22 protein-coding genes, 1 tRNA gene and 1 pseudogene are annotated in these 24,542 nt (G+C 59.7%); 16 read left to right on the top strand and 8 right to left on the bottom strand.

The window, feature by feature from the left end; translation table 11 throughout:
* Positions 1–309 precede the first annotated feature (309 nt).
* From ORD17_RS04455 to ORD17_RS04435, 5 genes are all read left to right on the top strand, one after another.
* Entirely contained in the window at positions 310–651 is a 342-nt protein-coding gene (locus ORD17_RS04455) for a hypothetical protein (RefSeq protein ID WP_308389679.1), read from the top strand.
* Between the two features lie 10 nt (positions 652–661).
* On the top strand, positions 662–1,201 hold the full coding sequence (locus ORD17_RS04450) for a hypothetical protein (protein WP_308389678.1): 540 nt from the start codon (positions 662–664) through the stop codon (positions 1,199–1,201).
* 155 nt (positions 1,202–1,356) lie between these two features.
* Positions 1,357–1,857, top strand: coding sequence for a hypothetical protein (locus ORD17_RS04445; protein WP_308389677.1), 501 nt, complete (start codon positions 1,357–1,359; stop codon positions 1,855–1,857).
* A 54-nt stretch (positions 1,858–1,911) separates the two neighbouring features.
* Positions 1,912–3,129 carry an ISL3 family transposase gene (locus ORD17_RS04440; RefSeq protein WP_014003049.1) on the top strand — a complete coding sequence of 406 codons (1,218 nt, stop codon included), beginning with the start codon at positions 1,912–1,914 and terminating at the stop codon, positions 3,127–3,129.
* Positions 3,110–3,622 (top strand): reverse transcriptase family protein, encoded by a 513-nt coding sequence (locus ORD17_RS04435; protein WP_308390054.1) that lies wholly within the window; start codon positions 3,110–3,112, stop codon positions 3,620–3,622. Before ORD17_RS04440 ends, ORD17_RS04435 begins: the two co-directional genes overlap by 20 nt.
* 152 nt (positions 3,623–3,774) lie before the next feature.
* On the opposite strand, the gene ORD17_RS04430 is transcribed toward ORD17_RS04435, so the two are convergent.
* From ORD17_RS04430 to rsmI, 3 genes are all read right to left on the bottom strand, one after another.
* Entirely contained in the window at positions 3,775–4,827 is a 1,053-nt protein-coding gene (locus tag ORD17_RS04430; protein ID WP_308389676.1) for a site-specific integrase, read from the bottom strand.
* Between the two features lie 102 nt (positions 4,828–4,929).
* A tRNA-Phe gene (locus tag ORD17_RS04425) sits at positions 4,930–5,005 on the bottom strand.
* A 15-nt stretch (positions 5,006–5,020) separates the two neighbouring features.
* Positions 5,021–5,908 carry a 16S rRNA (cytidine(1402)-2'-O)-methyltransferase gene (gene rsmI / locus ORD17_RS04420; protein WP_308389675.1) on the bottom strand — a complete coding sequence of 296 codons (888 nt, stop codon included), beginning with the start codon at positions 5,906–5,908 and terminating at the stop codon, positions 5,021–5,023.
* A 27-nt stretch (positions 5,909–5,935) separates the two neighbouring features.
* Here rsmI and ORD17_RS04415 point away from each other — a divergent pair, with 27 nt between their 5' ends.
* From ORD17_RS04415 to ORD17_RS04375, 8 genes and pseudogenes are all read left to right on the top strand, one after another.
* The gene (locus ORD17_RS04415) at positions 5,936–7,762 is read left to right on the top strand and encodes a penicillin-binding protein activator (RefSeq protein ID WP_308389674.1); all 1,827 of its coding nucleotides are present in this window, start codon (positions 5,936–5,938) and stop codon (positions 7,760–7,762) included.
* Positions 7,763–7,764: 2 nt separating this feature from the next.
* Positions 7,765–8,130 carry a YraN family protein gene (locus ORD17_RS04410; protein ID WP_308389673.1) on the top strand — a complete coding sequence of 122 codons (366 nt, stop codon included), beginning with the start codon at positions 7,765–7,767 and terminating at the stop codon, positions 8,128–8,130.
* Positions 8,127–9,197: a D-glycero-beta-D-manno-heptose 1-phosphate adenylyltransferase gene (rfaE2, locus tag ORD17_RS04405; protein WP_308389672.1), complete on the top strand. Its 1,071-nt coding sequence runs from the start codon at positions 8,127–8,129 to the stop codon at positions 9,195–9,197. Before ORD17_RS04410 ends, rfaE2 begins: the two co-directional genes overlap by 4 nt.
* A complete protein-coding gene (locus ORD17_RS04400) occupies positions 9,194–10,576 on the top strand; it encodes an FAD-linked oxidase C-terminal domain-containing protein (protein WP_308389671.1) in 1,383 nt (460 codons plus the stop codon). Before rfaE2 ends, ORD17_RS04400 begins: the two co-directional genes overlap by 4 nt.
* A 6-nt stretch (positions 10,577–10,582) precedes the next feature.
* On the top strand, positions 10,583–11,353 hold the full coding sequence (locus ORD17_RS04395) for an RMD1 family protein (RefSeq protein WP_308389670.1): 771 nt from the start codon (positions 10,583–10,585) through the stop codon (positions 11,351–11,353).
* A gap of 53 nt (positions 11,354–11,406) precedes the next feature.
* Positions 11,407–12,452, top strand: a pseudogene (gene waaF / locus ORD17_RS13445) (lipopolysaccharide heptosyltransferase II).
* On the top strand, positions 12,452–14,764 hold the full coding sequence (locus ORD17_RS04380) for a cation-translocating P-type ATPase (protein WP_374693404.1): 2,313 nt from the start codon (positions 12,452–12,454) through the stop codon (positions 14,762–14,764). Before waaF ends, ORD17_RS04380 begins: the two are co-directional and overlap by 1 nt.
* On the top strand, positions 14,761–15,126 hold the full coding sequence (locus ORD17_RS04375; protein ID WP_374693389.1) for a cation transporting ATPase C-terminal domain-containing protein: 366 nt from the start codon (positions 14,761–14,763) through the stop codon (positions 15,124–15,126). The genes ORD17_RS04380 and ORD17_RS04375 overlap by 4 nt, the downstream gene beginning before the upstream one ends.
* 84 nt (positions 15,127–15,210) lie before the next feature.
* Here the strand turns inward: ORD17_RS04375 and ORD17_RS04370 are convergent, their stop codons facing one another.
* The 4 genes from ORD17_RS04370 to ORD17_RS04355 form a co-directional block, all read right to left on the bottom strand.
* A complete protein-coding gene (locus tag ORD17_RS04370) occupies positions 15,211–15,759 on the bottom strand; it encodes an OmpA family protein (protein ID WP_308389668.1) in 549 nt (182 codons plus the stop codon).
* Between the two features lie 51 nt (positions 15,760–15,810).
* Complete coding sequence (locus tag ORD17_RS04365; protein WP_308389667.1) at positions 15,811–17,154, bottom strand: OprD family outer membrane porin; 1,344 nt, start codon at positions 17,152–17,154, stop codon at positions 15,811–15,813.
* Positions 17,155–17,296: 142 nt separating this feature from the next.
* Positions 17,297–18,580 (bottom strand): esterase-like activity of phytase family protein, encoded by a 1,284-nt coding sequence (locus ORD17_RS04360; RefSeq protein WP_308389666.1) that lies wholly within the window; start codon positions 18,578–18,580, stop codon positions 17,297–17,299.
* A gap of 47 nt (positions 18,581–18,627) precedes the next feature.
* The gene (locus ORD17_RS04355) at positions 18,628–19,932 is read right to left on the bottom strand and encodes a porin (RefSeq protein WP_308389665.1); all 1,305 of its coding nucleotides are present in this window, start codon (positions 19,930–19,932) and stop codon (positions 18,628–18,630) included.
* A gap of 235 nt (positions 19,933–20,167) precedes the next feature.
* Between ORD17_RS04355 and ORD17_RS04350 the strand changes: the two genes are divergently transcribed.
* Both ORD17_RS04350 and hemN read left to right on the top strand, forming a co-directional pair.
* Complete coding sequence (locus ORD17_RS04350) at positions 20,168–21,091, top strand: LysR family transcriptional regulator (RefSeq protein ID WP_308389664.1); 924 nt, start codon at positions 20,168–20,170, stop codon at positions 21,089–21,091.
* A 32-nt stretch (positions 21,092–21,123) separates the two neighbouring features.
* Positions 21,124–22,506 carry an oxygen-independent coproporphyrinogen III oxidase gene (gene hemN / locus ORD17_RS04345; RefSeq protein WP_308389663.1) on the top strand — a complete coding sequence of 461 codons (1,383 nt, stop codon included), beginning with the start codon at positions 21,124–21,126 and terminating at the stop codon, positions 22,504–22,506.
* Positions 22,507–22,659: 153 nt separating this feature from the next.
* On the opposite strand, the gene ORD17_RS04340 is transcribed toward hemN, so the two are convergent.
* On the bottom strand, positions 22,660–23,790 hold the full coding sequence (locus ORD17_RS04340) for an SAM-dependent methyltransferase (protein ID WP_308389662.1): 1,131 nt from the start codon (positions 23,788–23,790) through the stop codon (positions 22,660–22,662).
* A gap of 10 nt (positions 23,791–23,800) precedes the next feature.
* On the opposite strand from ORD17_RS04340, the gene ORD17_RS04335 reads away from it, so the two are divergent.
* A complete protein-coding gene (locus tag ORD17_RS04335; RefSeq protein ID WP_374693403.1) occupies positions 23,801–24,541 on the top strand; it encodes an SDR family oxidoreductase in 741 nt (246 codons plus the stop codon).
* Position 24,542 lies beyond the last annotated feature (1 nt).

Here is a 24,542-nt window from a genome sequence, read left to right as displayed (position 1 = left end):
TTCAGATATCGGGAGGATCGGTCAAGTCGGAGTTTTGTCGTGCCCGCGAAAGAGAGCGGACACTGATAGGCACTAAATTGTGAAGCGTAATGCTAGCATGCTTGGGGCAAAAGCTCTCAAGCTTGCATATCAATCACTTCAAAGGGACGCGAGAACACTAAATTCATGATCACGTCGCGGGATGTTCACTACATTGCAAACCTGTTATCGAGCCACGTTAAAAAAGAGCGTGACTCATCTGTTAATGCACATAGCGAATCTGCGTACAGAAGCGCCATAAGTAGATACTATTATTCAGCATATCTAGAATTGCGTGACATACTTATGCATATTAAACTGGAGGATGATGCCTCAAGAATTAAGCATGCTGAAATGTCAAAACAATTAGGCAGACTAAGGAGATTAGCCAATAAGAACCGCGCCAATGTTTCACACAGCGAGCATTCGGCAGTAGTGTCTTCGCTGAACGAACTAGCGGCCATAATTGATAAATCAAGAGCATTGCGAGAGAATTGTGACTACGATATTGGCAAGCCGTTATTTACAACATATGCTGAAGCTATAAATAATTTGAAAGATGCCAAAGGGTGGTATGCGACAGTGGTAGCGCATAAAAGAATAGTCGAAAGAATTCTGCCACAGTTAATTTAGGAGGCTGATTATGTCAAGTAACTCGCATGTGAATGAATTTCTAGCTCTTATGACTGCGAAGTACGGAAAGACACCAAAATTTGATTTTATTTACTCTGTCGTCAAAAAAGATGGACTAACAATAACAATTAAGAATGTAATCAAAGAGCCAGAAAGAAAGGCTATCGAAAAAGATATCAAGAGTTATTATAAAGGCAGGAGAGAAAAAATTCTGAACATATTTTTTCTTGATGAAAAAAAATTTTCGGAGGTTGATATCCTAAAAATTATTAAAGTGATATCTCCCGCGAGAGAGCAGAGAATAATTGCTGAGTATTGTGCAAAAATGAAAATTGCTAAAAATAAAAATAATAAAGATAGGATAATGACTATTATTGATTCTATGAGACGAAAAGGTCTGCTCGTAAGGGTCAAACTTCATTCTATGCAATATGGTTACGTGCCGACCGAAGCAGCTCTTAGAGTAATACCACATGGTGCATACAGAAACAGTTCTGATATTTCTAGGGCGCTTGCGTTTAGAGATGTAGATTGGTATAATGGTAATTGAGGTATGGTGCTTTTATGCCGCGAGGGTGTGAATCATGCCCACATGCGAATACCATAGACAGAAGGCTCGTCGGCCAATGCGCCGCCGCTCCTTCGGATCGTCGCCGCCTTGGCCGACGACTTCAACGAAAACCTAAGTAAGGTTTTGCTTATAGCATGAAAAGCCCACCATACCTCGTTTCTTTTTTTGATAAAGAAGACTTGAAAAAGGCTCTTTCTGAAGAGACGCGTGCATCTGATGGTATTGAAATAGAGAGGCTCATAGAAAATGGATTGCCCCCTGTTACATCGCTAAAAGTTTTATCTGTATTATTCAGCTTTAGCACAGGATTTGCCGTATCAATCACCAAAAGGAGCGATCGGCATTATAGGAAATTCAAAATAAAAAATGGCAAGAAGGTGAGAACTATAACCGCACCCAAAGCGGGTCTTAAAGTTGTTCAGAAATGGTTAAGTGTGCACTTGGGAAAATTATATAACCACAAAGATGTTTATGGATTCATTCCTGGAAAATCAACGAAAGACGCAGCTGTACCGCATTGTTCTAGCCTAACTGTTTATTCAACTGATATCATTGATTTCTTTCAATCTATAAGTTACCAGCATGTCGTAAATTCTCTGGTTAATATTGGTTATACAGGCTCCTCGACACATTGAGTGGGTAAGGCGGTATGATTGCTTTATGGGAAGGGCAGCGAGCTGAGGATAAGGATGGACCAAGGTAATCAACTGTTCACTCTGGCGTTGGGGTTGGTTCCGCCGTGGATGGTGGACGATGTGCGGTTCACGGTGGAGGAAAAGCGCCTGGACCTGCATGTGAACTTCCCAAGGGGTAGTCAGTTTCCCTGTCCGGTCTGCGGCCAGGACTGCCCGGTCTATGACACCCAGGAGAAGGTCTGGCGTCACCTCGACTTCTTCCAGCATGCGGCTTATCTCCATGCCCGCGTACCACGGGTCCATTGCCCGGAACACGGCGTGCATTTGGTATCCGTCCCTTGGGCGCGGGAAGGCTCGGGATTCACGCTGCTCTTTGAGGCTCTAGTCATGGCCATGGTCCGGGAGATGCCCGTGTTGACGGTCTCCCGCCTAGTGCGGGAGACGGACCAGCGACTCTGGCGGGTGCTCGATCATTACGTCGCCAAGGCCCGCGAGGCCGCGGACATGTCAGAGGTCCATTCCGTCGGTATCGATGAGACGAGCAGCCGGCGCGGCCATGATTACATCACCCTGTTTGTGGACCTCGTGGCGAAGCGCCTGCTGTTTGCCACACCCGGCAAGGATGCCGAGACTTTTGCGCAGTTCGCCGAAGATCTGCAGGCCCATGGCGGCAGCGCCGAGGCCATTACGGAGGTCAGCATGGACCTCTCGCCAGCCTTCCAAAAAGGGGCCGCAGAACACCTGCCCAACGCCCAGGTCACCTTCGATCGCTTTCACCTCATGAAGCTCGTCAATGAGGCCGTAGATGCCGTACGCAAGGGGGAAGCCCTCTCCCAACCAGACCTGAAAAAGAGCCGCTGGCTTTGGCTCAAGAACCCGGGAAAGCTCTCCGCCAAGCAAAGCGCCAGGCTCCGGGAGATCCTCAAGAACCAGAACCTCAAGACAGCACAGGCTTATCAGCTTCGCCTGACCTTCCAAGAAATCTTCACCGTCCAGAATCGCCACCAGGGCGCCACCCTGCTCAAGGCCTGGGTGGAAAACGTCAAGGACAGCGGATTACCGCCAATGGTCAAGGTCGCCTACACCGTCATGAATCACTGGGATGGTGTGCTCCGCTGGTTCGAGAGCCAGATCACCAACGGGATTCTGGAAGGCTTCAATAGCCTCCTCCAGTCCGCCAAGGCAAAAGCCCGTGGCTACCGTACCCACAAGAACTTTATCAACATGGCCTACCTGATCCTCGGTAAACTGGATCTCAGGCTACCCACATGAAACATCGAAGAACCGTTATACAGAAAAGCAAGCGGGGATTATAGCGTCATTATGCTGCTATAGAGGCTATCTTGCACAGGGGTCGCCCGCAAGTCCGGTAATATCCAATATGGTTTTGTCTTTTTTTGATGATGAAATCTCAGGCTACTGCACGGAACATGGCTTGAGATACACTAGGTACGCAGATGATATTGTAATATCAAGCACACGAATTCTATCACAGCATGAGATTGATGATATTAAATCCAAGGTTAGATCGCAGCTTGAAAAGTGCAACCTTATGATGTCAGAAAAAAAGGAGAAAGTAATATATGCTCCAAAGAGGATGAAAGTGTACGGACTAATTGTTAATGGCAATGTACCAAGATTAACCAAGGGATACAGGAATAGAATCAGGGCATTTATGCACCTAAAAAATAGGTCATTAATTAAAATTGAGGATACAAAAAAGATAGAAGGTCATATTAACTACTCTCTTTTCATTGAAAAATGAAAATGCATTTTTTCCTCTATTGATCAATTTAATTGTTATCATTTATTAAATTATCTCATACTAAAGGCTGATTCCTCTATCTACCAGCTCCAATGGCAGCTTTCGATGCGTTACTACCCACAGTGATAACTGGGAAGTAATGGCGCTCATCCTTACCCCAGCAGCTTCGCCAAATCCTCCGCCCGCAAGTGAGTGTACCTCTTGAGCATCTGCAAGGTTTTGTGTCCGGTAATGGCCGCTACCTGCATCGGATTCAGTCCTTTCTCGAATAGGCGGCTCGTAGCTTCGTGGCGCAAGTCGTGAAAGCGCAGGTCCTCAATCTTGGCCCGCTTGCAGGCCCTAATAAAAGCAAGATGAATCGCTTCGTAGGTGGTACCGAAAACCTTGTCATCCAGGGAGCTAGGCAGGTCGCGCAAAACTTCGACGGCAGTAGAGGAAAGCGGCACGGCTCTGGCCGTGCCATTCTTGGTTTCTGGGAGCAGTGCGATCCGCTTGTTCAAGTCCACATTCTTCCAGAACAATCCGGTAGACTGGATGGGCCGTTCGCCGTCGTCTTCGCTCTTGCCCTTGGTTTCCAAAATTTCCCCCGCTCTCATTGCAGTTTCGATGGCGAACCGGACCACGGGCAGGAGCCAGGGGTTCTGCGCCTTTGCGCACTCGGAGAAAAGGCGTTCTTCCTCGTTACCTTCTAACCGTCGATCTCGGCCTTGGGGGAGCTTAGGCTTGCGGACCAGTTCCACAGGGTTGATCAGTGAGGTCATGCCCCACTCGGTGCGGGCTACCTTGAACAAATGGGATAGGACGGCCAGGTGCAAGCGGATGGTGTTCGGGCTTTTGCCCTCCTGCTCCATATCTCTAATGACAGCCGCGACTTCTTTGCCTCCGACGCGGGCCAAAGCTGTCTTGGCGATAGGGCGAGACTGCCAATTTCGAATTTTCGACAACTCCGGTCCAGGTGTGCGCTTAGAAGACGTGACTTCGGTTGCGTACCGCTCGAAAGCCTCGGACAGCGTGGTTGCTTCGGCTTCTGTTGTGTCGCGCCAAGCTCCGCGCTCCATTTCTGCCTCGACGGTCTTTGCCCACCCCTCTGCCTCCGCTTTCTTTCGGAAGGTCTTAACCTGCTGTGGGAAACCCTTCTTCCGAATCCGCACTTGCCAACCAATGCGAACTCCTTGGTCATCGAATCTTGGGGAAACAGTTGCCATGCACCACGCTCCGTGACAGCTCTTTTTCATGCCAGAGTGTCGCGCCAGTGGAGCGGAAAATCAACAGAAGCTTGAGATTTCTTTATAACTCTTTGTTTTATATGGTGCCCAGGGGCGGAATCGAACCACCGACACGAGGATTTTCAGTCCTCTGCTCTACCGACTGAGCTACCTGGGCTGCGAGAGTCGCGATTTAATCCGACTCTGCTGCCGAAGTCAAGGCAAGGGCGCGCTGATAGAGGCGCCGGTGGGCGGCGCCGCTCTGTGCCTCGGCAAGGCGCACGGCTTGCGCCAAAGGGAGTTCTTGCAACAACGGACGGAGCAGGCGATCCAGCTCTGCCTCGCCGCTTTCGCGTTCTGGCGCACCGGCGAGTACCAGACACATTTCACCGCGTTGGCGCTCCGGGGAGGCGCTCAGAGTGGCCCGGATGGCTTCCAGGCTCTCGCCCAGCGTTTCTTCGTGCAGTTTGGTGAGTTCGCGGGCCAGAATGGCGCCGCGCTCGCCCGACAGCACCGCGATCATGTCCTCCAGGGTCGCCAAAATGCGGTGTGGTGCTTCGTAGAAGATCATGCTGCGGGTTTCCGCCTCGAGTTCGCGCAGGCGCTGCTGTCGTGCCGCACTTTTGGCCGGCAAAAAGCCCTCAAAGCAGAAGCGGTCCGTCGGCAGGCCGGCGAGCGCCAGGGCAGCCAGGGCCGCAGAGGGGCCGGGGATGACCGAGATCGCAACCCCCGCACGGCGCAGTTCGCGGACCAGCGGGTAGCCGGGGTCGGAGATCAGCGGCATGCCGGCATCCGAAATCAGGGCCAGGCGCTCGCCGGCCTGCAGGTAGGCAAGGATGCGAGGAATCTGGCGGCGCTCATTGTGCTCGTGGAGCGGTTCGCTGCGGGGCTGGATCCCGATGCTCTGAAAAAGGCGCTGGGCGTGGCGGCGATCCTCGACGAGGATCCGGTCGGCCTCAGCAAGCGCTCGCCGCGCCCGGGGGGAGAGATCCTCCAGATTGCCGATGGGCGTACCGACGATGTCCAATCGGCCGGGGTAATGTTCGCGTCCAGTGGGTGTCTCCCGCATCTCATTGCGCACCTGCAGTCTTCTCCCTACACTTTGCCCATGCAGCAGCTCTCCCGACTCTTCGCGCCGGCATGGTGGCGCCTCGGAAGTACGGCGCTCCTAACCGTGTTGTTGGGCGCTTGCGCCAGTATGCCACATACCCCCGCACCGACGCCCGCGCCAGCCGCCGTGACGGTGGCGCCGGCACCGGTGGAAATCAGCCAGGCGCAAAAAGCGGACCGTTTATTGGCCGAGGGAAAGGACCTCGCGGCGGCCAAGGAGTACATCCAGGCCGCCGCCGCGAGCGGAGCGGACCAGCAACTCGACTACCTGCTCAAGGCCGCGCAGGCATCCCTGGATGGCAATCGTACGCAGGTGGCGAGTCTGCTCAGCGCCGAGGTGCTGCGCCTGAGTCAGGATCCGTCCCAACGTGCCAAGGCGCTGTGGATTCAGGCCCAGGCCTACCAGCGTGATGGGCAGGACAAACTGGCGAGTGGAGCCCTCGCCGAGCTCATCAGCATCAGCAGCGTCTCTCCCGAGCAGCGTGCGACCGCGATGAAAGAGCTCGCGGAGATTTATCAGCGCGAAAACCACGATCTCACTGCCCTCGATTTTCTGGTGAAGCGGGATGCCCTGCTGTCTGGGGCAGCCAAGACGGAAAATCGCCGGCAGATTCATTCGCTGCTCGACGCGCAAAGCTCGGCGAAGCTGAAAAACTGGCAGGGGCGCAGCGGCGATCCGATCGTTCAGGAATGGCTGGCTTTTGCCCTGATCGCGCGGGAACATGTTGAACCCGCGGCCCGCGATGCGGCGTTTGCCGCCTGGCTGCAGGCGCACCCGGGTCATCCCGACATCCATTACGGGCATACAGCGGCGCCGCCAGCCGGTGGCGCAAAAGGCGCGATTTGCACCCTGCTCCCTACTACGGGTCGCTTTGCCGACAATACCCTGGCCTTCACGGCGGGCCTGCAGGCGGCGGCGCAGCAGGTGTCGGGGCCAGCCATTCACGAACTGAGCGACAGCAGCGATCCGGCACTGAATGCCACGCAGTATGCTGCGGGTGTGCAGGCCGGCTGCGCGGCTTTTGTCGGTCCCGTTCTGCCGCAGGACATCAATGCCGTGCTCGGCGCGCGGCACCCGCAGGATCCGCCCATCCTGCTCCTTGGTGACGTTGCCAGCGATCCCAGCAAAGGCATCTACGACTTTGACATCAGTTTGCAGGTGGTTGCCCGGCGGGTGGCGGAAGATGCTTTTCGGGCCGGTTACCGCCAAGCTGCGGTACTGTATCCTCTGGATGCCGAGGGTGCCGCCATGCAGGCGGCCTTTCTGGAAAATTGGAAGCGGCTGGGCGGAAACGTTGCGGGCGTGGCCCACTACCGGGTGGGGAGTGGCGATACGGCAGGCGTCGTGCAGGAGGCGTTGGGCTCTGCCGGTGGACGAGGGGCCTTCACTTTTCTGGTCACATCCGAGAAAAATCCGGCGGCGATCATTACCGATATCCGTGCGCACAGTTCCAGTCCGATCCTTTTGGCGGGCATCCCCACTTTTACCAGCGAGGATTCTGGCGGCCTGAGCGGCAGCAAGATATATGCGCTGGGCATGCCTTGGGTGTTCGATCCGCAGATGGCCGATGGTCCCGCCGCCCAGGCAGTCAAGCAGAGCCTGCCGCAGGCAACGGCGCAGCAGTGGCGTATGGCCGGGCTTGGGGTCGAGGCCTATGGTTTGCTGGCGAAAATTCTCGGGAGCACGGCATCGGCAGAACGGGAAAGCATGCAATCCATGGGGCTTTCCGAACGCCCGATGCAGCACGGCAAACGCAATCTGCGTTGGGTGACCTGGCAGAAGAACGGTGCCATGCAGGTCTTGCCGCAATTGCCGAGGCCCTGAAGATGCCTTCCCCCACCCAGAAAATCGGCCAGTGGCAGGAAGAGCGGGCGCAAGGGCTGTTATACGAACGGGGAATGCGCCTGCTGCAGCGTAATTTTCGCTGCCGCGCCGGCGAGATCGACCTCATCGCTCAGGACCGGGACAGTCTCGTCTTCATCGAGGTACGCAGCCGCAGCCACGACCGCCAGGGGAACGCTGCCGCCAGCATCGGGCCGCGCAAACAGCAACGGATCATCCGCGCAGCGCAATTTTTCCTGTTGCGCCACGCACAATATCAGTCCTGGCCCTGTCGCTTCGATGTCGTGAGCTTCGATGGCGCCGCAGAGGGCGAGTGGATTCGTGATGCCTTTCAGGTACCCAGCCCATGAGTGATTCGTCATTTTGGCCAGCTCAACTGGCGGAGCATCGCGCCCTCATGGCCGGGCTCGAGGAGCTGGCAGGGCCGTGTCGGCAGGCAGAGGCGCGCATCCTGCAAACCCTGCGTCGCGGCGGCAAGCTTTTGAGCTGTGGCAACGGTGGCTCCGCCGGTGATGCCGCTCACATTGCTTCGGAGCTGGTCAACCGCTTCGAGGGCTGGCGCCGTCCCCTGCCGGCCATTGCCCTCAGCACCGATGGGGCAGTGCTGACCTCGATTGCCAATGATATCAATTACGAGCAGGTCTTCGCCCGCCAGGTGGCGGCCTTGGGCAAGGCCGGCGACGGCCTGCTCGTGTTCAGCACCTCCGGCAATTCCGCCAACATCCTCGCTGCCGTGCGCGTGGCGCAGGCTCGGGGTATATGGGTTCTTGCCTTTACCGGCCGTGACGGCGGCGCCCTGGCGCGGGAGCTGCGTCCCGGAGACATCGAGTTGCGCGTGCCCCATGAACGCACGGCCCGCATTCAGGAAGTCCATCTCTTACTGATTCATAGTCTCTGTGCCGCCGTCGATGCCCACGCGGCGGAGCTGGAACACCCGCAAGCCCTGGACGACAAGATCGTCAACGACTGGGACGAGCTGGCCCGGCGGGTGGCCGGGCAGCGCCCCTTGGTGTTCAGCAATGGTGTCTTCGACATTCTGCACCGCGGCCATGTGCAGTACCTGAGCGAGGCGCGGGCCGAGGGGGCCTGTCTGGTCCTGGCGGTGAACAGTGATGCTTCGGTGCGGCGTCTGGGCAAGGGCGCCGACCGGCCGATCAATCCCCTCGACGATCGCCAGGGGGTACTGGCCGGCCTGGCAGCGATTGACTATGTCACGACGTTCGATGAGGACACTCCTCTGCGCCTGATTCAAAGGCTGCGGCCGGAGGTTCTGGTCAAAGGAGGCGACTGGCCCGTCGAGAGCATCGTTGGTGCCGGCGAGGTACAGGGCTGGGGCGGTCGGGTACTGAGTATCCCCTTTCGTCATCAGCGCAGTACCACGAGGCTGCTGCAGAAAATTCGGGAGACCCAGCCATGAGCCAGGGGATCATTGCCGGATTCAAGGCTTGCCTGGGCGCCGAGCGTGCCCGTGATGACCTCTACACGCGCGAGCTCTATAGCAGCGATGATACCCCCGAGGCACGCTTGCCTGCAGTCGTGCTCTTCCCCCACAGTCATGAAGAGGTACAGGCCATCGTCCGTCTGGCTGTCCGCCATAAGCTCCCGCTGACGGCGCGGGGGGCGGGTTCCGGCAATGTCGGCGGCGCGCTGCCGGTGGAAGGCGGGGCGGTGGTTTCCTTCGAGTGCATGACGGAGATACTGGAGTATGCCCCGCAGGAGCGCCTCATCCGCGTGCAAAGCGGCTGCATCACCGGCGACATCGATCGCATCGCGAGCCAAGATGGCCTCGCCTATTTGCCCGACCCCGGCAGCAGCCCGTACTGCCGCATCGGTGGCAATCTGGCGATGAATGCCGGCGGCCCGCATGCGGTCAAATACGGTGTGACCCGAGATTATGTCCTCGCTCTGCGGGCCGTGACTGGGCGTGGCGAAACCCTGGACACGGGCGTGCGCACCAGCAAGGGGGTGGTGGGTTACGATCTCACCCGATTGCTGGTCGGCAGCGAAGGCACCCTCGCCCTCATCACCGAGGCTACCCTGCGCCTGCTGCCGCGCCCCGCTGGCCGCGCCCTGCTGCGTGCTGCCTATGCCCGGAGCAGAGATGCTTGTGCTGCGGTGAATCGGGTCATGCAACAGGATTTTCTGCCCAGTGCGGTGGAGTTCATGGATGCCCACGCCCTGGCGGCGATCCGTGGCATGGGCGCCGCGAGCGACCTGCCCGAGAGCAGCCGGGCCCTGCTCATGGTGGAGGTGGATGGCGAAGTGGCGGATCTCCCGCGTCAGTTGGAGCTGATGGGCGCTGCGCTCGCCGGAGAGGGGCTGCTACAGATCGAGCGCGGTCAGGACGAGGCGGCCATTGCCGCCCTCTGGGCCGCGCGCAAGTCCCTGTCTCCGGCGACCAAGGCCATGGCCCCGCGCAAGATCAATGAAGATGTCGTGGTTCCGGTTCCCCGTCTCTGCGATCTTCTGGCCGAGATCGAAGACATCGCCAGCAGCGAACGCTTGCGGATCGTCAGCTTTGGCCATGCTGGCAATGGCAACCTGCACGTCAATTTTCTGGTGCATCCCGATGACCACGACGAGATGCGGCGCGTCGAGCGGGGCCTGGATCGTCTGTTCGGCAGCGTGCTGGCACTTGGCGGCACGCTCTCCGGAGAACATGGTATCGGCAGTGTCAAACGCGCCTTTGTTGGGCGCGAACTGGACCCCGTCAGCCTGCACCTGCAGCGACAAATCAAGGGGCTTTTCGACCCCCTGGGCATCCTCAACCCTGGCAAGCTGTTTCCCGACGACTGAGCCTCCATGCGGCCCCTTCTCCATGCCATTCAGCCGGTACGCCAGATCCAGCTCAAGAGCTGGAACGAATGCTTCGACATGGAGCGCGTCTTCGAAGGCCCGGCGCACCGCATGCTGCGCGATGGCGAGACCCGGGTGGTACTGTTTCGCTCGGGGGTGATCTGCTTCTATGAAGCAGGGCCGGCCTTGCAGGCGCGCATCATGGCGGGCGTGCAGGCGGCGTTTCCGGCGGTCAGTAAGGTGAACGTGGAAGAACTCCAGCTCCTGCTGAGCGACCGCGATGGAGTCGGAAAAGAGGCGGTGCAGTTACGCCAAATCGACGACGAACGGCTTTTTCTCGTTGCCCTGCGCTTGGCCCAGAGTCTGGCCCTGGAGCTGCATGAGGAGGCAGTCGAAAGCCTCCTCGAAACCACATTGAATCTGCTTTCCGAGGTCACCAAAAGCGGGCGCTTGCCGGGACGCAAGGGTGGGTATCTACGTTTTTTGGCGTCGACCTCGGCCACCCGCACCGAAATCCTCTCCCGCCTGGCGGTGCTCGACAACCCCGATATCGTCTGGGAAACCCCAGGCCTGGAATTGCTGTCGCGCGAGCTTTCCGCCGATCTCGAGCTGACCAGCCGCTTTCGCGCCCTCGATGAGAAACTCGATGCCATCCGCGAGGGCCTGGAAGTCATTGTCGTCGCCAGCCGCCACGAGCGCGAGACCATTCTGGAGTGGATCATCATCGTGCTGATTGCCGTGGAGCTGGTGGTCATGCTGCTGGGGAATCTGTGGTAGACGACGCAGTCGCCGGCGCGCAGGTCGCGGAGGCATCGCCGCGGATACCGCGCATGACCCGTCTGGCGCGCAGCAACGATCCAGCGCAGGTGCTGGTCATCGGTCCGTCCTGGGTGGGGGATATGGTGATGGCACAGGTGCTGTTTCAGGTGATGCGCCGACGCTGGCCGCGGGTGCAGATCGACCTTCTGGCGCCGCCGGCCAGTGCGCCCGTGGGGCTGCGCATGGCCGAGCTGCGGCGAGTGATCCCGCTGGAAATCCCGCATGGGGAGCTTGCGTTCAAGGCCCGGCGTACCCTGGCCCGAGAACTGCAGCCCGTGGATTACGATTGGGCCATTTGCCTGCCCAACAGCTTCAAGTCGGCGCTGATTCCGTATTGGATGAAGATTCCGGTGCGCACGGGTTTTCGTCGCGAGATGCGCGCGTGGCTACTCTCGGACCCCCATCGCTTGAACCGTCGCAAACTCCCGCGCACCGTGGACCAATATGTCGCCCTGGGCTTGCCGCCGCGTCTGCCGCAGCCGCACAGCCTCCCTGCGCCGCGCTTGCAGGTCGATGCAACGGCACGCTCCCTGGCTTGGCAGGAATTTGCTCTCGATCCCGGGCCGCGCGTGGTCGCCCTGGCCCCGGGGCCGAATATGGCCCGGCCAAGCGCTGGCCAGTCGACAAATGGACGCGTCTGGCCCAGGCCCTCCTGCAAAGTGGTCACGCGGTCTGGCTCTTTGGTAGCCCCAAGGATGCCCCCATCACCCAGGAAATCGCTGCCCAGGCTCCGGGGGCGGTCGATCTGGGCGGGCGTACCACCCTACTGCAGGCCATCGATCTGCTCTCTTTGGCGCCCATCACCGTCAGCAATGATTCGGGTCTGATGCATGTTGCCGGTGCGGTGGGCAGTCGCGTCATTGCCATCTATGGCCCGACTTCCCTGGCCATGACCCCGCCACTCGCGGAGAATGCCCAGGTCCTGCGTCGCGACCTGCCCTGCAGTCCTTGCGGCAAGCGTGTCTGCCCCTCAAGCATCACCGCTGCATGGAAGAGATCGAGGTCAGCCAGGTGCTGGCCAAGGTACTGGAAAGCTCCTAGGGAGCCGGAAGCGTGATGGACGAGCGCCAGACCGTGTCCGCAACCGCGCATTCCGTCGCTGCTGATAGTGTACTCAGGCAACTGGCCAGCCACTCCGAAGGACTGAGCCACGACGAAATCGCGGCGCGGCAACGACGCTATGGCGCCAATCGTCTGCCCACCCAGCCCCCGCCGAACTGGGCCCTGCGCTTTCTGCGCCAGTTTCGCGATCCCCTCATCTATGTCCTGCTCGCCGCATTCCTAGTCACTCTGCTCCTCGGGCACCTGCTCGATAGTGCGGTGATCCTAGCGGTACTGTTGATCAACGCCCTGATTGGTACCTTGCAAGAGGGTAAAGCAGAGAGCGCCCTGGCGGCGATCCGCAAGATCCTGCGCCTGCAGGCCAAAGTGCGGCGCGCAGGAGAATGGCAGAACGTCGACGCCGAGGAACTCGTCCCCGGCGATATCGTGCAGCTGCGCTCCGGCGACCGCGTGCCGGCCGATCTGCGCATCCTCTCGGCCCAGGGGCTGCGCGTCGATGAATCGCTGCTCACCGGCGAATCGTTGCCCAGCGACAAAGCGGCTGCGCCGGTAGAGGCCGACGCTGCCCTTGGCGATCGCCACAGCATGCTGTATGCCGGCACCTTTGTGCGGGCGGGGCGCGCGGTGGCGGTGGTCACGGCCATCGCAACGCAGACCGAGCTGGGCAAGATTCAGGGCCTACTGCAGGGGACGAATACCCTGCAGACCCCGTTGATCCGGCAGATGCAACGCTTCAGCAGGACCTTGGCGGTGCTGGTGCTGGTACTCAGTACGATGATGGCGGGAGTCGGGCTGGCACGAGAGATGCTGCCGCCCTTTGCAGTTTTTCTGGCGGTCATCAGTTTTGCCGTGGCCGCCATCCCCGAGGGACTGCCTGCCATCCTCAGCATCACGCTGGCGATTGGCGTGGAGCGTATGGCGCGACGCCAGGTCATCGCCCGCCATCTCCACGCCATCGAGACCTTGGGTGCGGTAACCGTCATCTGCACCGACAAGACGGGCACCCTGACCCGCAATGAAATGTTTGCCCGCGGGCTGCGCACCCATGCGGCCTGGTATGAGGCTAGCGGCACGGGATATGCGCCGCAGGGCGAGCTTGCCGGCGCCCAGTCGGGCGACAGGGCGCGTTTTGCTGCCCTGGAAGTCGCCAGTGAGGCCAACGATACGCAGCTACGGCAGGAAGAGGGGAATTGGCAGATCATTGGCGAGCCAACCGAGGGCGCCCTGCGCGCCCTGAGCGCCAAGGCCGGTTTTCCCGGCGAGGGTTATCGGCGCCTCGCCAGCATTCCCTTTGAATCGGCGCACAAGCTCATGGCGGTGCTGACAGAACGGCCAGATGGGCAGCGTCGGATCTTGCTGAAAGGTGCCCCTGACCGGGTTCTCGCGCGTTGTGGGAGCATGCTGGGTGCCGATGGCAGCACGCTGCCCATCGACATCCCTTTCTGGGAGCGGGAAAACCAAGCCCTGGCCAGCCAGGGCTTGCGGGTTTTGGCCCTGGCGCGACGTGATGTCGATGGAACACAGGAAAGCCTGGAACTCGACGGTTTGGGGCAAGATTTCACCCTACTGGCCTTGGTCGGCATTGTCGATCCTCCCCGTCCCGAAGCCATCACCGCCATTGCCGACTGTCGTCGCGCCGGCATCCAGGTAAAGATGATTACTGGCGATCATGCCGCTACGGCGTTGGCCATTGCCCGGGAGATGGGCCTGGTAGATGGCGGGAGCTCTGAGGTTCTTACCGGGCTTGAGCTCGATCGCATCGCGCCCGACGATCTCCCCACCGTCGCCCTGCGGACTCAGGTCTTCGCCCGCACCAGCCCAGAACACAAATTGCGTCTGGTCGAGGCGCTACAGAAGCGCGGACAGGTGGTGGCCATGACCGGAGATGGGGTCAACGACGCCCCCGCCCTCAAACGCGCCGACGTCGGTATCGCCATGGGGACGCGGGGCAGTGAAGCCGCCAAGGAGGCCGCCGACCTCGTGCTCGTGGACGACAACTTTGCCAGTATCGCCCGGGCGGTGGCTGAGGGTAGGGCAATTTACGACAATTTGCGCAAGGCCATCCTCTTCATCCTGCCCACCAATGGCGCGCAAGGTCTAGTGCTGCTGGCGGCGATCATCGCCGGGCTGCAACTGCCACTCACGCCTTTGCAAATCCTCTGGGTCAATTTGGTCATCGCCGTCACCCTGGCGCTCGCGCTGGCCTTCGAGCCGGCAGAGCCCGGAATCATGGAGCGCCCCCGCGTAACCCGACGGAGAGTCTCCTCGATTGGCGTTTTCTTCTCCGGGTCGGCCTCGTTTCCGTGAGTATCGGCGGCGCCACCATGGCCACCTTCTACGCCGAACTGTCCGCGGGAATGCCTGCGGAGTTGGCACGCAGCATGGCAGTGACCACTTTGGTGCTGAGTCAAGCGCTGTACCTTTTCAACGTCCGTCACCTGCAGGGCTGGGCATGGCGGAGATCGACACTGTTTCGCAACCCCAGCGCGTGGATTGCCCTGGCAGTGCTGTTTCTACTACAACTCGCCCTTCTCTACCTACCCATTCTGCAGCGGGTATTTCATACCGTACCATTGCCCCCCCGTCACTGGGGTCTGGCTTTCCTCATTGCCGTGCTGGTGTTTTTCCTGGTGGAGCTGGAAAAGCGCCTGCTTCGCAAGACAACATAAAAAAGCCCCGCGTGGCGGGGCGAGGCAGAGGAGGAGCAATGCCGAAGCACTGCAGGGTTGAAATCGTTTGCGCTTGCGTGCGAATTACTCGGTGACAGTCTTTTCCACCTTGATCGTGGAATTGATCTCCACGCGCTGGTTCTGGAAGCGACCTTCCGGCGTGGCATTGCTGGCAATCGGGTCCTCATAGGAGTGTCCCTTGAGCACCATACGATCACGAGCCACGCCATGGGCTTCCAGATATTTCGCCACGCTCTCCGCACGCTGCTCGGAGAGTTTGAGGTTGTAGGCGTAGCTTCCGACCTTGCTGCAGTAGCCATTGACGTTCAGAACCGCATCCGGGTGTTTCCCGGCAAAGGCGGCGACTTCATCCAGAACCTGGATGTCATGGCTGAGCAGCTTGGCGGAGTTGAGCTTGAAGTTGATGCCGGTAATGGTGATCGGTTTGCTTTCCAGTACCGTTTTCTGCACCGGCGCGATGGGTGCTGGAGCCGGAGCCGGAGTGGGCACTGGCGCCGGGGCCGGCGCGGCGACCGGCGCCTTCTTCGCTGGACAACCAGAGAATGGGGCCTCGGCACAGCCAGCGGCAGAAACGAGGACGGCAGCGAGTAGCAAGGTATGGGTAATGCGCATGGTTCTTTTCTCCTGGTAAGCCCTGCGGTCGAGGCCGCAGGGCAGGAAGTCTTAGAAGTCGTAGGTCAGCATGACGCGGTTGTAGATGAAATATCCCGTCGACAGGTCTCCGTGCGCAACCTCCACGCGATCACGAATGGAGAGCCCCTTGAGCCAACCCTGGGGGAAGTAGGTAAGATCGCCGTAGATGTCGTTGGCATATCCCGCGGTCTGCAGGTGGTACTGGGCATAGGCGGCCATGAAGAGGAACTGGTTGCTCAGGAAGTGCTGCGTCCACTTGACCTTCCAACCGTTGCCGGGTCCCATTTCCACCAACCCGCGGATCATGGAAGTGGTGTAGAGCGGATCGGTGGCGTAACCCACGGTATATGGCGAGACGATGGCGCCACCACCCACGGCCCCCTGATGGTAGAGGATCTCGTTGTAGCTCGCTGCCAACTGACCCTTGCCGAGGATTGCGCTGCCGCCGTCATAGTCGATACCGCCGATCACACCCCAGGCGGTGCTGTTGACCCCATTGCCTTTGAAGCCATCGATGGGCTTGGTCCCCGGCGCATAGCTGGAGTTCAGCAGGCTGTTGCTCTCCCACTCGCGATTGACCTGCGCTCCGAGGAAAGGATCTACACCGCTGCCGGTCTTGAGGGTGTACTGGGCGTCCCCATAGACGGTTTGGGTGAACTGATAGAAATTGTAGTACCAGGCCTGGGCATCGATGCCGTAGCGCTTGTAGCTGGTGCCGAAGGCAAGAACGCCATTGGAGGCGGTATCGGTGTTGGGAACAACGGCTGAGCCACCATAAATGGGATCGCCGTCAAAGCCCGTTTGGTAGTAGAGGTTATCGCGGTAGTAGTCGCCCGAGGTACGGCTCTTCCAGCGGAAGATGCGCATGCCGTAGATGTTCCAGCCACAATACGGAGAAACCTGGGCAAAGACGCCTTGGTAAGTAGCAGGAATTACGCGGGAATCGGAGCCATTGACCCAGGGGGTGTTGACAATTTGGTTGCCAGCACGAATGAGGACGACCTGCGGAATTTCATATTGCAGATAGGCCTGACCCAGGGCATTGATGGAAGTGCCAGTGCCCATGAGGGTGACATCCGGATTGACGCGGTTGGCACCCAGGCTGTTAGCGGTGTAGAAGCCGACATCGGCGCTAAAGCCGGCCAAAGAAGCCGTATGGGCATTGATGTAACCGCCCAGGGAAAAGGCACTGAGGTTGGTGGCGTTTTTGCCGAAGAAGCGATCAAAATAGTAGGCGCGGACCTGACCGTCGACGGTACCGTCGGTGATCCAGCTCTTCAAAGAATCGGCGCTACTGGCAGCGTGAGCGGCAGCACTGAAACCCGTTAGGGTCAGCAGTACCGCCAGCGTGGTGGCGCGGTGCTTGTACGACATGGGCATTCTCCTCTTCGGTGTATTTGCAACATTGTCAGGATAACAACGGAATGTGACAGCATGATGACAGTTCCGTGAACCTTTTATGACGTTATATCGTAATTTATATTTCGCCACCAGAGGAGAAGTCTGCCTCACTGCCTCAGCGCAATAGTCGCTGTGCCTCGTCGCTCAGGGGATATTCCCAGACCGTGCTTTTTCCACCTGCAATGCCAAAGTCATTATCGCTGATGAAGAGCAGGCTCCTGCCATCCACCAGGCTCATACCCTCGACTTTCCCCAGACCCTTGCCAAAGGCATCGTCGCTTTCCCAGAGCAGATGCAGGGAAACCGGCTTGACGCCGACCTTGGCCAGATCATTTTGCTCTTCCAGGCTGGGATGGGTATCCGGCCGGGCCCACGCTGTGCCGATCAGCTTGGTGGCGCCGTCAAGATTGGCCAGATAGACCGCAACCTTGCTGCCGGCCCGCAGCATCAGCAGAACGCGCTGATCATCTACCGCGCTCATAGCCGAGAGTTTGAGATCTTTCTGCTTTTCGCCCGGAGCAAAATCTTCGATCTTGGGAAATTCTACGGCATAGCCACCGGCCATTCCGGCAAAGTTGCCATCGGCATCGAGATGCAGGGCAATCAGCCGGTCGATCCGGGACTGCTTCGCCGTGTCGTCATTGGGATTGGCCAGGGGGCTTTGCAGGGCGACGAACAGCAGTTTTTGGTCCGGCGCCAGGGCCATCCCCTCAAAGCCGCGGTTGAGCTTGCGCTGGGCCAGCAACGGCGGCAGCACGGCGCGCACCGGGACGGCGCTGCCTGAATAGAAGCCCGCCGTACCCCTGGGGACCAGGCGCTCCTCGACGACGCCATTGGCTGCCACCCGGAGCAGACTCGGCCCATATTCCTCGCCGATCCAGAAACCGCCCTGCGCGAGTGCAGAGATACACTCCGTATCGACCCCGTTGGGGGAGAATGGCAGCGGCTGGAGTTGCGCATTCACGGGCTTCTCGCCTTTGGGAAGCTGGGGCGGCAGGCCGGTGAAGTTCTGCCCATTGCTGGCGTGCAGCGGAATCGGTTCTCCGCGCAGGGTTACCTGGCCTGCCTGCACCGTCAGGGGATAAATGCTGGGGGTGTAACCCGGGATGGGAAAAATCACCTCAGCTTTGCCACAGACTTCTTTGCCGAGCACCTTGCCACTCTTGTCGCAGGGGATATTCGGGCCCCGATCGCTGACGGCGTAGAACTCGGTCCACGCTGTGCCGTGGGCGTGGGTCAGACCACTGCCGGGGCCGATGCTCAGATGCAGCTCCCGACCGGCCACGACCACGCTGGCAAGGGGCTGGCGCAGGGAGGTACTGTCCAGCTCTGCCGCCTGACTGACAGAGGTGGAGAGTAGCGTAGAACAAACGACTGCAAGGAGAGAAAAATAGCGCATGAAGGCTCCGGAAAAGGAGGGGGAATCCCCCTCCGGAAGAGAAAGAATCAGAACAGGAACTGCCCGCGGAACTGCAGGATATTCATATCCGTGTTGTAGCGCGGGTCATTCCACCAAGTCGCGTTGCTGGGCTGGCTGGTCGGGATGGCCTCCACATGGGCATGGCTGTAGTCCAGCATCAAGCGCACATGTTCGTTGGCATACCAGTTGATGCCGGCGGTGATCTGGTTGCCGCGTCCGCCGTAAATGCCGGCGTTCGCGTCATTCAGGTTCAATTGATCGAAACGCATGGCCACTTCCCAGGCTCCGCCCGGACCAATGTCCTTGAGATAATGGAATTCGCCTAGCTTGGGCTTGAAATTGCGTGGCTGGCCAGTGAGGGTGTAGCTGGCCTGCACGTAATAGCCATTGAAAGTGGCAGTGGGCAGGCCCAGGCGACGGGAAACGTTCATGCCCACGTAGGCCCCTTCGAGGGAGAAGGGCCCCGCCACCGCGGCCGTCTCCAGGGTGTAGTTGAACTGACTGCTAGGGTTACTGACATAAGCCTCGAGCAGCTTGGTGCCGGCAATGCTGGTTTCGGGACGGGTGCCATAGAAGGCAGCGGCGTTCTTGTCACCAAAGCCGGTATAGTTGAGGTCGGCACCAAAGAAGAGGTCGCTGCCCTCGCTATGCAGCGGGGCGTAGGTGGCGCGGCCAGAGATGGTGTAGATACCGCTTTGGTTACTGGTGGTATTGCTGATCGACGCCAAGGTCTGCTGCTTGGTGTAAGCGGTACGCGCCACGCCACTGTATTTGGTGTACATCTTTTCGTCGAGGGCGTTCATGAAACCACCGAGTCCCAGCATCCAGTTATCCCCACTCTGGGTGATCTTCAGACCCATGCGACGATCGCCGTAGGTGTCGAGTCCTTCGAGCAGGGGCCGCTCCATGAAGACATTGTCGTTGGAGCTATTCAACTGGTCCATGGTGAAAAAGGTCTTCGACTGGCCAAGGGTAATGGTATTACCGGGGATCAAGCCGGTGTAAGCAAAGTAGGCATCCTTGAAACCCGCTGCGCCAGAGTCGGTGAATTCATACTGAAATTTGAATTTCCAATCCTTGGCAATCTTGCCCGCGGTGAAAATACGCGCCCGCCGCAATTTGGCGCCAGCGGCTCCCTCATCGGTGACGGATCCGTTCGGGCCAACAAAGGTTTTGTTGAAGTAGGTGGCATAATCCGCCTGGATGCGTCCGCCGAGGATCAGGCTGTAATCGTCGTGATTCGAGCGCAGTACCGTGGATTCATCGGCCTGCGCCAAGACGGGAATGGCAGAAAGGGCGGCTGTCGCCACCAGAATGAAGCGCTTTTTCATGATCGAACTCCCTCTACAGTTGGTGGATACTGCAAAGAGGCCAGCCGGATCCCTTCCTGCTGGAGAGGGTGGTCCTGATAGTTGCATACGCTCTTTACACTATCGTCTTGAGCGTCGCACTATAGCAAAGGATTGTTACATTTTTATGAACCTTTTATGTCACTTTTGTGACAATGGCTGCCTTCTTTTCCCGGGCTGGCGTATGATTCACCAAGAGCTTGAACCAAGGTCGACCATGCCCATCGATATTCGTCAGCTGCGCACCATCGAAGCGGTCCTGCAACACGGTAGTATTGCTGCGGCGGCGCAGCGTCTGCACCTGACCCAGTCGGCCCTCTCGCACCAACTGCGCGGCCTGGAGAATGAATTCGAGATCAAGATCTTTGATCGCGATAGCGGCAACAACCTGCGCCTCAGCCCGGCGGGGGAGCGGCTCTATGCCCTCGCGCGGGAGGTTCTGCCCGCCCTGCGGCGCACCCAGGAGGAGTTGCGCCGACTCGCCTCGGGACGGGGTGGGCGGCTGCGCATCGCGGTGGAGTGTCATACCTGTTTCGATTGGCTCACCCCGGCCATGGATCAGTTTCGTGCTGGCTGGCCGGATGTCGAAATGGACATCGCCTCGGGGTTTCAGCAGGACCCGGTGCAATTGCTGCGCGGCTATCAGGCGGACCTGGCCATTCTCAGCGCCTCCGAGGCCCTGCCCGGCGAAATCGAGCGCCATGCCCTATTCAGCTACGAGGTGGTGGCACTGCTGAGCCCCCGGCATCCCCTTGCCGAACGTCCCTTTCTGCTGCCCGAGGATTTCCTGGAGGAGACCGTCATCACCTATCCGGTGGAAGACCGGCGCTTGGACCTGTTCCGAGAATTTTTGCACCCCGCCGGTGTGCAACCCTGGCGGCGGCGGCAAGCGGAACTGACGGTCATCATCCTGCAATTGGTGGCCTCGGGGCAGGGGATTGCCGCCTTGCCTGCCTGGGCGGTGAGCAGCTATGGCGATCGCGGCTACGTGCGCGCCCTGCCGCTGGGGCCGCAGGGACTTTGGCAGGACCTGGAAGCGGCCACTTTGCAGGGGCAAAGTGAGCAGCCCCATCTCCAGGCGTTTCTGCGTGAAATTCGCGCCAGTGCGAGCAGCGAGCTGCGCGGCATTCGCAGCTTGTAGGGGCAGGGGCTCCAGGCACAGGAGGAGAAAGGATGGGCACGGAGACGGTACTTTTCGATATCGACTTGATTCGGCGCTATGACCAGCCAGGGCCGCGCTATACCTCCTACCCAACAGCGCCGCAATTCCAATCGGAGTTCGATGAAGGCGCCTTGCGGGCCGAGCTGCGCGCCAGCAACGCGAGTGGCAGGCCGCTGTCGCTATATTTCCATATCCCTTTCTGTGAGCATCTGTGTTTTTACTGCGCCTGCACCAAGGTGGTGACTCGCCATCGGGAATGGGGGCAGCCTTATGTGGAGAGATTGCTGCAGGAAATGGCCCTGAGCCGGCGCGATATCGATGCGCAGCGCCCGGTCACCCAACTGCATTTTGGCGGTGGCACCCCCACTTTCTTGCTGCGCGCGGATCTGGAGCGTCTGGTGGACGGGATCCAGTCGCAGTTCCATCTGCTCGATGATGATGCGGGCGAATATGGGATTGAAGTCGACCCGCGTGCCATCGAGCCGGGGGTGCTGGCCCTGCTGCGTAGCCGTGGCTGGAATCGCTTGAGCATGGGGGTGCAGGATCTCGACCCCGCGGTGCAGAAGGCGGTACACCGCGAGCAAAGCCTGGATCTGGTTGCAGAACTGCTGCACGAGGCACGCAGCCTCGGCTATCGCTCCGTCAGTCTCGATCTGATCTATGGGCTGCCGTTGCAAAGCCCGCAGAGCTTCGCCGAAACCTTGGCGCAAATCATTTCCCTGCGCCCGGATCGGCTGTCGTTGTTCAATTATGCCCATCTTCCCGAGCGCTTCCCGCCGCAGCGCCGCATTCGCGCCGAGGATCTGCCCAGTCCCGCGCAGAAACTGGAGATCCTGCAGCACAGCATCAGCGCCCTGGAGGCTGCCGGTTATGTATATATCGGCATGGATCACTTTGCCCTGCCCGAGGACGAGCTGACCCGGGCGCAACAACAGGGCCAGCTCTACCGCAATTTTCAGGGCTATTCCACCCACGCCAATGCTGACCTCCTGGCCTTTGGCATGAGCGCCATCGCCATGGTGGGCCCGAGTTACAGCCAAAACCGCAAAGACCTCGAGGCCTGGGGAGCGGCGGTGGATGCGGGACGTCTGCCAGTGGAGCGGGGGCTGCGCCTGAGCGCCGACGATCTGCTGCGCCGTGAGGTAATCACCCGCCTGATCTGTGATTTTCGCCTCGATCTCGCTGCCGTGGAGGGGCGGCATGGGATCGATTTCTGGCGGTATTTTGCCGCAAGCCGCAGGAGGCTGGAGGAGTTGGCAGGGGATGGGCTGATCGATCTGGAAGAACGGGCCATTACGGTGCTGCCCCCCGGACGTCTCCTGGTGCGCCACGTCTGCATGGCCTTCGACGCCTACTTGGGACGCAGCCAGACGCAGTTCTCGCGGGTAATTTAGAGGCCTTGCAGGTGCGCCGCCCATTGCTGCAGGGCCGTTTCTGGCACCTCGGCCTATTTGTAGTCGTGAAATTGGTAGGCCAGCCCTTCTTCGGTCAACCAGGCGAAGGCCTTTTTAGGGTGCTGCAGTTGGCAATGCCTTAGACGGTGATGCTCATGCTTCCTTTCCTTTCTCCAAGATCAATACCTGGAAACGCTCTCCCATCTCCTGCGGCAGGGTGAGTTTCTTGATTTCGTTGTTGAGGGCGAGGCGCTGCTCCGCGCCGGCCTGTGCCTGCAGTTCTGCATAGACCTCCGGTAGACCGTGGCTGACGAGAAAGCGCGCGAGGGGACCATACCAGACGATCCGCATTCCTGACGCCACGGCCGTTTCCATGAGGGTGGAAAAATTGACATCAGCCGTCAGATCACATAGCCCCGGCCAGTAGAAGGGCTCTTCCAGAAGGTGATGCCGATGGTAGGCGCGCAAGCTGCCCCGGTAGCGCTGTGGATGGTAATATGCCGCCGCTTCTTGGCCGTAGTCGATGAGGAGGATGCGGCCGCGTTGCAAGCGCTCGGCCAGACTCTGCAGCCACGCCGTCGCTGCTGGACAGACTTCGGTACGGTAGCCCACTGGCCAGTCAGCGAGGTAGGGTCGCAGGGGCTGCAGCAAGGGCGCGGGGAGAGGCTGGGGCGAAGGTGCCCAGGCAAAGCCGTTGGCATCTGCCATTACCCCCATCTCGCGCAGAGAGCCATCTGGCATCTTTTCCACGACGGCGACGGACATGGCATCGAGCACTTCGTTGGCGAGAAAGACGCCCTGCCACTCGCTCGGGAACTCCCGTAGATGCTGCACCGTGGGGCAACGAGCGCGCTGCTGCGCCTGCAGGTCGGGGCTGGGTTCCAGAAGGTGGTACGGAACCTGCGGCAGAGCGGCATGGATCTGTGCGGCGAGGGCCCCGCTGCCGCCACCAAATTCGAGGATGCCGTCGTGCCCAAGCCCGGGTGCCAGGGTACGGGCGAGAACCCGCCCGAGCACCGAACCCAGCTCGGGGGCGGTGATGAAGTCGCCAGCTGCTCCAAAGCGCTGCTGGCCGGCCATGTAGTAGCCTTTTCCCGGTGCATAGAGGGCCATCTCCATATACTCGGCGAAGGAAATCCACCCCCCGGCGGCGATGATGCGGGCGCGAATTTCCTCCTGCAGGGCCAGACTGTGGGCCTGGGCAGCGGGATCGGGCGGCGGCAGGCTAGATGCCTTGCGCCCTGCAGGCGATTGGGTTACAACCCCTCTTGGTTTTGGTTGCATGGAACTCCTGGTGCAGGCTTCGGAAAAGGTCGTTCTCCTCACGGGTGGCGCTCGTCGCGTGGGGGCGGCCATTGCCCGCGAACTCGCCGCGCGCGGCTGCCGGTTGGCTCTCCACTATAGACGATCGCGGCCGGAGGCCGAAGCCCTGGCGACCGCTTTGCAGCAGGAGTTCGCGACGGTAGTAGAACCGTTTCGCGCCGATCTGAGCGAAGCGGGCGCCCCAGAACGCCTGTTGCAGCAGGTAGAGGAGCGTTTCGGCCGTCTCGACGGACTAGTCAACAATGCCTCTCTGTATCGCCCGGCGCCCTTCTCCGAGCTGAGTCTGGAGGATTGGCAGAAGATGGAGGCGATCCATGTTCGTGCCCCGCTGTTCTTGAGTCGGGCCGCGTGGCCCTTGCTGCGCGTGCAAGCCGGGTCCATCGTCAACATTGGCGATGTGCATGCTGAGATCCCCCTACGCGGCTATCTTCCCTACAGCGTCAGCAAGGCCGCTCTGTTGGCGTTGACCCGTGCGCTGGCCAAGGAGCTCGGGCCGGAGCTGCGGGTCAACAGCGTTTCCCCCGGTGTGGTGCTCTGGGCCGAGGGACAGGATCCGCCGGATGGCGACCGCGCCGGACTCCTGGCCCGTACTGCCCTGAAGCGCGAGGGAGAACCTGCCGATATCGCCCGGGCGGTGGCTTGGCTGCTCTTCGATGCGGGCTACGTGACCGGGCAGAACATCGTCGTCGATGGCGGGCGCATGTTATATTGAG

Origin of the sequence: Acidithiobacillus sp. AMEEHan (assembly GCF_030996345.1) — a bacterium.
In the GTDB taxonomy this organism is placed as follows: domain Bacteria; phylum Pseudomonadota; class Gammaproteobacteria; order Acidithiobacillales; family Acidithiobacillaceae; genus Igneacidithiobacillus.
Note: the sequence above shows the minus strand (reverse complement) of the source record. Positions and strands in the feature narration are given on the sequence as shown.

Excerpts from the sequence above, each read along its gene's own strand:
- ORD17_RS04450 (WP_308389678.1), top strand. The coding sequence starts at position 662 with ATGTCAAGTAACTCGCATGTGAATGAATTTCTAGCTCTTATGACTGCG.
- ORD17_RS04445 (WP_308389677.1), top strand. The coding sequence starts at position 1,357 with ATGAAAAGCCCACCATACCTCGTTTCTTTTTTTGATAAAGAAGACTTG.
- ORD17_RS04440 (WP_014003049.1), top strand. The coding sequence starts at position 1,912 with ATGGACCAAGGTAATCAACTGTTCACTCTGGCGTTGGGGTTGGTTCCG.
- ORD17_RS04430 (WP_308389676.1), bottom strand. The coding sequence starts at position 4,827 with ATGGCAACTGTTTCCCCAAGATTCGATGACCAAGGAGTTCGCATTGGT.
- ORD17_RS04415 (WP_308389674.1), top strand. The coding sequence starts at position 5,936 with ATGCAGCAGCTCTCCCGACTCTTCGCGCCGGCATGGTGGCGCCTCGGA.
- ORD17_RS04410 (WP_308389673.1), top strand. The coding sequence starts at position 7,765 with ATGCCTTCCCCCACCCAGAAAATCGGCCAGTGGCAGGAAGAGCGGGCG.
- rfaE2 (WP_308389672.1), top strand. The coding sequence starts at position 8,127 with ATGAGTGATTCGTCATTTTGGCCAGCTCAACTGGCGGAGCATCGCGCC.
- ORD17_RS04400 (WP_308389671.1), top strand. The coding sequence starts at position 9,194 with ATGAGCCAGGGGATCATTGCCGGATTCAAGGCTTGCCTGGGCGCCGAG.
- ORD17_RS04395 (WP_308389670.1), top strand. The coding sequence starts at position 10,583 with ATGCGGCCCCTTCTCCATGCCATTCAGCCGGTACGCCAGATCCAGCTC.
- ORD17_RS04380 (WP_374693404.1), top strand. The coding sequence starts at position 12,452 with ATGGACGAGCGCCAGACCGTGTCCGCAACCGCGCATTCCGTCGCTGCT.
- ORD17_RS04370 (WP_308389668.1), bottom strand. The coding sequence starts at position 15,759 with ATGCGCATTACCCATACCTTGCTACTCGCTGCCGTCCTCGTTTCTGCC.
- ORD17_RS04365 (WP_308389667.1), bottom strand. The coding sequence starts at position 17,154 with ATGTCGTACAAGCACCGCGCCACCACGCTGGCGGTACTGCTGACCCTA.
- ORD17_RS04360 (WP_308389666.1), bottom strand. The coding sequence starts at position 18,580 with ATGCGCTATTTTTCTCTCCTTGCAGTCGTTTGTTCTACGCTACTCTCC.
- ORD17_RS04355 (WP_308389665.1), bottom strand. The coding sequence starts at position 19,932 with ATGAAAAAGCGCTTCATTCTGGTGGCGACAGCCGCCCTTTCTGCCATT.
- ORD17_RS04350 (WP_308389664.1), top strand. The coding sequence starts at position 20,168 with ATGCCCATCGATATTCGTCAGCTGCGCACCATCGAAGCGGTCCTGCAA.
- hemN (WP_308389663.1), top strand. The coding sequence starts at position 21,124 with ATGGGCACGGAGACGGTACTTTTCGATATCGACTTGATTCGGCGCTAT.
- ORD17_RS04340 (WP_308389662.1), bottom strand. The coding sequence starts at position 23,790 with ATGCAACCAAAACCAAGAGGGGTTGTAACCCAATCGCCTGCAGGGCGC.